The 6,259-nt window shown below is 65.0% G+C and carries 5 protein-coding genes and 1 pseudogene; 5 read left to right on the top strand and 1 reads right to left on the bottom strand.

All coding sequences use genetic code 11. The annotated features are described in order from the left end of the window. The 4 genes and pseudogenes from JOZ76_RS06970 to JOZ76_RS06955 form a co-directional block, all read left to right on the top strand. Positions 1-399: pseudogene (locus JOZ76_RS06970) on the top strand (hypothetical protein); the annotation flags it as partial. A gap of 174 nt (positions 400-573) precedes the next feature. After that, complete coding sequence (locus JOZ76_RS06965) at positions 574-2,199, top strand: hypothetical protein (RefSeq protein ID WP_291697890.1); 1,626 nt, start codon at positions 574-576, stop codon at positions 2,197-2,199. Positions 2,200-2,256: 57 nt separating this feature from the next. Next, entirely contained in the window at positions 2,257-3,666 is a 1,410-nt protein-coding gene (locus tag JOZ76_RS06960; protein WP_291697889.1) for an MFS transporter, read from the top strand. Between the two features lie 13 nt (positions 3,667-3,679). Then, on the top strand, positions 3,680-3,841 hold the full coding sequence (locus JOZ76_RS06955; RefSeq protein WP_291697888.1) for a hypothetical protein: 162 nt from the start codon (positions 3,680-3,682) through the stop codon (positions 3,839-3,841). Positions 3,842-3,917: 76 nt separating this feature from the next. Here the strand turns inward: JOZ76_RS06955 and JOZ76_RS06950 are convergent, their stop codons facing one another. Then, positions 3,918-5,126: a CaiB/BaiF CoA transferase family protein gene (locus JOZ76_RS06950; protein ID WP_291697887.1), complete on the bottom strand. Its 1,209-nt coding sequence runs from the start codon at positions 5,124-5,126 to the stop codon at positions 3,918-3,920. A 219-nt stretch (positions 5,127-5,345) separates the two neighbouring features. Between JOZ76_RS06950 and JOZ76_RS06945 the strand changes: the two genes are divergently transcribed. Continuing rightward, positions 5,346-6,259: tetratricopeptide repeat protein (locus JOZ76_RS06945; RefSeq protein WP_291697886.1), on the top strand; the 914-nt coding region annotated here is incomplete at its 3' end.

The raw sequence follows: 6,259 nt of genomic DNA, 5'->3' as shown, positions 1-6,259 counted from the left end.
GCCGAGACGTCGGCGCGGCTGCTCAAATTCGGCGAAGGCACCACCGATCGCGTCCGCTCGACGCCGCAGAGCAATGCCATGGCCGCGGTCGCACCCGTGCTGCCGCGTGACACCACCGGCTCGGTGACCCAGTCGACCGCGAGCGCCACGCCGATGGCTGCGGCGCCGGGCCAGCCCCGTGCTGCCGCGCCAAAAACCGATGTGGGCCGGCTTCCCATCGTCGAGGGCTGGACGCTGCGCGACGTCAGTCGCGGCGGCGCCGTGATCGAAGGCAAGCACGGCTTCTACGAGGTCTATGCCGGCGATCCCGTGCCGGGTCTCGGACGGGTCGATGCGATCCGCCGCCAGGACGGGCGCTGGGTGGTCGTGACGACCAAGGGGCTCGTGGTTCAGCGCTGAACCGCAAACTCGCGCGGCGTGATCGCGCGCGTGGCGCCAGCCGCTTCACCACGACGTGAAGCGGTGGCCCGTCAAGTTGACCGCGGCCGCGGGGCATGCGGTCGATTTTTCGTCTAGTTTGCCGAGATAACGCATGCGTGTGAAGAAACCCGCACGTGCGGTGTTGATCGGGACATGAGGCGACTGTTGCGATTTCCATTCATTGCGATCGGATTGTTGTTGTGCGCTGGTTCGGCGTACGCGACGCCGGATCTGGCCCTCGATCGAGGCACGGCGATCACCGAACCTTATGCTCTGCGCGAGCTCGATCATGGCAGGTTCGATCTCGGCCGCGTGCTGGCGACGGCACGGCCTGCGGATCAGCCGCTGACCAACGATCAGCTCTTCGCGCTGCCGTCGATGGCGCCGGTCCGCAAGGCGCTCGATGAAGATTTCAAGCGCTACATCCAGAGCCAGCGGGCGCACTACCCGGGCGATGCCATCGGCGTTGGACAATCGTTCGACATCCAGCTCTTCGATCACGCGCTGCTCTATTCGGCCGACACGCGCTTCGTGCTCGCCGGCATCGTCAGCCGGTTGGACCGCGCCTATGTGTCGCGCGCCAATTGCGGCGAAGTCCGCCTGGTCTATCGCCTGACCCGGCTGCCGGACTTTGCCGGCAATGACCGCATGAGTTTTGCCGGCAGCGATCTCTCGACCTCGGCCCGGCTGCCGATGACGCTGAACGTGGTGCTGAAGGCCAAGAAAGACCATGACGTCGACGCGACCGGCGCCACGCTCGCCTGCGCGGAGATTGCGCGCCGCTGGCTGGCAGCCGGCGAACTCACCGAGACCGGTGCCGAGCTTGCGTCAAAACTGACCGCGAAGGACGGTCCGCTCGACCTGATCAGGCCCGAAAACATCGATCGTCTCGAGACCAATCTGCAGATTGCGCACATGCCGAAGTCGGAGGCGCACGAATTTCGTACCGACTATCTGATGAAGGTTTTCGACTATCACGCGCCCGGCACTTTTGAGGAGGCGCCGATGGAGGACCAGATCGATCGGGAGCGGCTGCTCGCCGATGCCGGTCTGCGGCAGGAGTTCAGGGCCTGGCTGCTGCAACCCGATCATTTTCGCGAACTCGATCGCGGCACGATCCTGATCCCCGAAAAATTCCTGGCCAGAAGCGCAATCACTTCGACGCCGGTTGGCTTCGCGCCCTCCGACCTGCAGCCGGCCCATGGCCTGGTCCAGGGCTACGGCGCGTCCGCCGAGCCGACGTTCCAGGAGAACGACATCGTCACTGCGCTGCAGAAGGCCGCCGAGAGCAACCAGCCGCTGGACAACATCCATTCGGTCGCGGGCTTCGAGCGCAGGCTCAACGACGTCAGTTGTAGCGGCTGTCATGAGACCCGCGGCGTCGGCGGTTTCCACTTCCCGGGCGTCGACTGGATGGTGCCAAAGCCGTCGAACGTGACCGTCGTTCCGGCCTCGCCGCACTTCCTTGGCGACCAGGTCAGGCGGCGGGAGATCGAGGTCGCGCTCCGCGACGGCAAAGAGCCCGATTTTTCGCACGGCTTTGCCAGCCGTCCGCAGACGCGTGGCTCTACCGAACTCGCCGGCACCGACTATCAGGATGGCTGGGGCGCGCACTGCTATCAGGCGAGCGCCAATCCGGCGGAGGACGACAGGAGCTTTGCGTCCTGGACCTGCGCCAAGGGGCTGGCCTGCCAGGTCATGAGCCCAGTGACGCGGATGGGCATGTGCTTCATTCCCAGCGCCCGGAACGTGAAGGCCGTCGGCTCTACTCACGATTGACTCTGGGCGCGCGGCTCGTGTTTCATTCCCCGACGACAATGTCCGGGGCGGAAGCAGATGGCGACCTCAGAGGCGCGGACCGGCGGCCCGGCCGTCGACGTTGCGGCGTTCATTGACGGCTGGCCGGTCGGCGGGTTCCAGATCCGGCTGCTGGTGCTCTGCGCGGCGGTGCTGTTCCTCGACGGCTTCGACACCCAGGCGATCGGCTATATCGCCCCGGCGCTGGCGCGCGAGTGGGGGCTCAGCAAGGCGCAGCTCGGCCCGGTGTTCAGCGCGGGCCTGTTCGGGCTGATGATCGGTGCGCTCACCTTCGGGCCGCTCGCTGACCGCATCGGCCGCAGGACAATCATCATCTTCTCCACGTTCGCCTTCGGCCTCGGCGCGCTGGCAACTGTCTTCGCCGCGGATGCCACATCGCTGCTCGTGATCCGGTTCTTGACCGGGCTCGGTCTCGGCGGTGCGATGCCGAATGCCATCGCTCTGACCTCCGAATTCAATCCGCGCCGTCGCCGCGCCACCATGGTGATGATCATGTTCTGCGGCTTCTCGGTCGGCGCCGCGCTCGGCGGGCTGCTCGCCGCTGCCATGATTCCAAACTACGGCTGGCGTTCGGTATTTTTGGTGGGCGGCATCGCGCCGCTGATCATGGTTCCGATCCTGCTCCTGCGGCTACCGGAGTCCGTGCGTTTTCTCGCCCTTGCCGGCGATGCCTCGGAGCGGGTCACGGCACTGCTCCGTTCGATCGCACCTGGCGCCGCATTCGACGCCGGCACGCGTTTTGTGGTGCGTGAGCCGCATGTCGCCGGACTGCCGGTGCTGCATCTGTTCCGGGAAGGGCGGACCCTGGTCACGCTGCTACTCTGGGTCGTGTTTTTCATGAGCCTGCTCGACATCTATTTCCTGGCGAACTGGCTGCCCGTCGTGCTCAACGATCTCGGGGCCTCGGATTCCGCGGCGGCCTTGATCGGGGCGATGTTGCAGGTCGGCGGCATCGTCGGCACTGTCGTGCTCGGCAGCCTGATCGACCGCTTCTCGTTCCGCGCGCTGGCGCTGACCTATTTCGTTGCGGTGTTCGCGGTCGGTGCGATCGGGCAGCTCGGGCATGCGGCCATCCCGGTGAGCGTGGCGATATTCGTCGCCGGCTTTTGCGTCGTCGGCGGACAGATCGGAGCCAACGCGCTGGCGGCAGGATTTTATCCGACCTCGCTCCGGGCAACCGGCGTGGGCTGGGCGCTCGGGATCGGCCGCATCGGGTCGATCATCGGTCCGCTGGTCGGCGGCCTGCTGCTCGCTGCGAAATGGAGTGCGGCGGCGGTGTTCCTCGCCGCGGCCGCGGCCGCGCTGTGTGCGTCGCTCGCGGCATTTTGCCTTAGCCGCCTGGTCCGCACGCCTGACGGCGATGCGGCTGTCGAGCAGCCGACATCTTTGCGCGTTACGCTGAGCCCGGCATCCACGGCGGGACATTGAGCGAGGGCTGGCCATGAACCGAGCCGATGAGAACAAGGAGCGCAACCGCGAGATCGCGCGCAATGAAGAGAAGCGTCAGACCATCGGCGCGATCCGGATCTCCGGCTGGGCCATCGTGTTCACCATCATCATTGCGGTGATCGTGGTGGGACTGGTCTGGTTCGTCAGGCGATGATCTCGTCGCGGCCCATCTGGCCGGCACGATCGCCTCGGACAAAAAACGCAACGCGTAATCGCTGCTGCTTGTCCGATCACGCCACGGCGCCGGCCGCGCGCAATTCCTGGATTGCGGCCTCGTCGTAGCCGACGCGACGCAGAATTTCATCGGAATGCTCGCCGATGCCGGGCGGCTTGCGCGGCCGGACCTTCTTCTCGCCGTCGACCCAGATCGGGCTGTTGATGGTGAGCATGCTGTCGTTCTCGAACGGCACCAGCACCTCGTTCTCGAGCATCTGCGCGTCATTTGGAATATCGTCGAGAATACCGACGACGCCGAATACCAGGCCGTTGCCGTCCAAAATCTTGCGCCATTCCGAAAGATCTCTGGTCGCAAACACCTCATCGAAGATTTTGATCAGCTCGACCGATCGCGCGTGGCGGTCGGCCCTGGTTGCGAAGCGTTCGTCCTCGATCAGGTCGTCGCGCCCGAGGCAACGGGTGAGTGTCGGCCATTGCCGCTCCTCGTTCAGCAATGACAGGATGAGCCAGCGGCCATCCTTGCATTGATAGTGGTTGGTCACCGCGTTCAGCGCGCGCTCGCGCGGCCGCCGCTCGCCGAACCTGGCGCCGCAGAGTTTTGCCTGGGCCAGCACCGAGGCCGCCCAGACACCGTTGGCCATCAGGTTGGACGAGACATGCGAGCCCTTGCCGGTGCGCTCGCGCTTGTAGAGCGCGGTGACGATCGCGCCGTAAAACGCCATCGCGCAGGGATGGTCGCCCATTCCGGCAACCGAACGCGCGGGCGTGGTTGCGGTGTCGGCGCGCACCAGATCCATCAGGCCCGAGCGGGCCCAATAGGCGTTCGAATCGAAGCCGGGCTTGTTGGCTTCCTCGCCTTTCTCGCCGTAACCGGTGAACGACGCATAGATCAGCCGCTCGTTCAGCGGCGCGAGCTTCTCGTAAGTGAGGCCGAGCTTCTCGCGCACCGCGGGTGGGAAATTGGTGATGAAGACGTCTGCATCCTTGACCAGGCGGTGCAGCACCGCCTGTGCCTCCAGCTTGGACAGATCGAGCGCCAGGCTCTTCTTGTTGCGGGCTTCCAGCATCCAAGCAAAGTTGTGTTCGCTCGCCGGATACCCAGGCAGGTGAGGCAGATTTCGGTAGGGGTCGCCGGTTCCCGGCGGCTCGATCTTGATGACGTCGGCACCGAAATCCGAAAGCACGGTTGCGGCCGCCGGTGCTGCAATGAAACTCGCGCAATCCAGGACCTTCAGACCTGCGAAGATGCCGTTGTCTTCCATTGGAACAGAGCTCCCGAGACGTTGTTGCTTTTGTTGATGTATTGGACTTATCGCCGCGACGATGCGGGATCAACCGCCATTTCGCCGTCAAACTTTGAGAGAACTCTTGCCGAACATCCGTCTACATCACGTAGCTGAACCGCGGTAGGATTGGCGATGCGGCAAGCGGGGCAAAACGGAGCGTCGTCCGTAACCATCATGGATCAACAAGGCCTCGGCATGACAGCGCGAGCTCGCGCGTCCTCCCAGCGGAAGTTCGCGCAGATGTCGCCCTGTGCGCGATATCTGGTGGTGCTCGCCGCTGGGCTTCTTTGGCAGCAGGGCCCGGCGCGCGCCGGCGATCTGGAGGACTGCAAAAGCGCCATTGCTGAAAAGGTCGAAATGGGCTGCACCGCCGTCATCAAGGCGCAGGCCGGCTCCGTCGATGATCGCACGATCGCCTATGTGAACCGCTCGAGATTTTTTGCCAATCACGCCAAGCCCGATCTCTCGCTCAAGGATGCCGATGCGGCGATTGCGCTCAATCCGCGCTCGGCGCTGGCTCTGTCCGCGCGCGCCTATGCGTATCAGCGCTCCGGCCGGTTCGATCAGGCGATTTCGGATTTCACGGCGGCCGCGCAGCTCGATCCCGGAAATCCCGGCATCTGGACCTCCCGCGGACTCGTCAAGAACGAGCAGAAGGCCTGGGCCGATGCGCGGGCCGATTTCGACAAGGCGATTGCGCTGCGCCAGGATTTTGTGCCGGCCTTTATCGGCCGGGCGCGCGGCTATATCGAAACCGCCGAGCTCGACAAGGCATTGAGCGATCTGAACACCGCGATCTCGATCAACCCGGCCGCTCAGAGCGCCTTCTTCCTTCGCGCCGTGGTCTACCGTCGTCAAGGCGATATCGACAAAGCGATCGACGATGTCACCCGCGCCATCGCGCAAGCTCCGCAAGCCGATCAGGCGGCCTTTCTGGCGCGGGCCCAGCTCTTCGTCGCCAAGGGCGACTATGCCCGCGCCATCGCTGATTTCGACCAGCTTCTCACCCTGCTGCCCGGCAACGCCGAGGTCCAGCGCCAGCGTCAGGCCGCGGTCGCCATGCAAGCGGCACTGGCCAAGGTGCGGGATGCGCCGAAAGCGCCGTCTGC

The sequence above is a fragment of the Bradyrhizobium sp. genome (assembly GCF_019244115.1).
Classification (GTDB): Bacteria; Pseudomonadota; Alphaproteobacteria; order Rhizobiales; family Xanthobacteraceae; genus Bradyrhizobium.
This window is presented reverse-complemented; position numbering and strand designations above follow the sequence as displayed.

Coding starts and splice junctions, on each gene's coding strand:
- JOZ76_RS06960 (WP_291697889.1), top strand. CDS start 2,257: ATGGCGACCTCAGAGGCGCGGACCGGCGGCCCGGCCGTCGACGTTGCG.
- JOZ76_RS06955 (WP_291697888.1), top strand. CDS start 3,680: ATGAACCGAGCCGATGAGAACAAGGAGCGCAACCGCGAGATCGCGCGC.
- JOZ76_RS06950 (WP_291697887.1), bottom strand. CDS start 5,126: ATGGAAGACAACGGCATCTTCGCAGGTCTGAAGGTCCTGGATTGCGCG.
- JOZ76_RS06965 (WP_291697890.1), top strand. CDS start 574: ATGAGGCGACTGTTGCGATTTCCATTCATTGCGATCGGATTGTTGTTG.